Annotated in this window: 1 pseudogene; it reads right to left on the bottom strand. The window is 73.8% G+C overall.

The features are described from left to right. Window positions 1–416, bottom strand: a pseudogene (locus tag AB4118_RS34250) (autotransporter outer membrane beta-barrel domain-containing protein); the annotation flags it as partial.

Genomic DNA, 416 nt, shown 5'->3' with positions numbered 1-416 from the left:
CGGTCGAGCGAAGCCGCGTTGCGGTCTCCGTCCGTGCGTCCCTGCGCTCCGATCGCCTCGCCCCAAAGCGTGAAGCGTTCCATGGCGAGGCGCGGCGCCGGCAGAGCCGTGCCGGCCGATCTGCCGGGCGCGTCGGCGCTGAAGGCGCCCTCGACCATGCCGCCGGACGTGCCGCCGGCCAAAGGCCAGCGCAGCCGGTTGAGGATGGATTCGCGGATGAGATGGCTGTCCTCGATCGCGACGCTGACCGCTTGCGCGTGAGCCTCGCCCGAGAGCGCGTCGAAGCCGGCGCGGGCGTCGGCGACGCTTGCCGTGAGCAGCGCATCGTAGACACGGTGGCCGGCGCCCAGCGCTTCGGCTGCTCCGGCGGCACCGGCCTGGTTGCGGGTCAGGGCGACCTGCGGGAAGGCGGTGGC

The sequence above is a fragment of the Allobosea sp. 2RAB26 genome (assembly GCF_052115465.1).
Taxonomy (GTDB): domain Bacteria; phylum Pseudomonadota; class Alphaproteobacteria; order Rhizobiales; family Beijerinckiaceae; genus Allobosea.
Note: the sequence above shows the minus strand (reverse complement) of the source record. Positions and strands in the feature narration are given on the sequence as shown.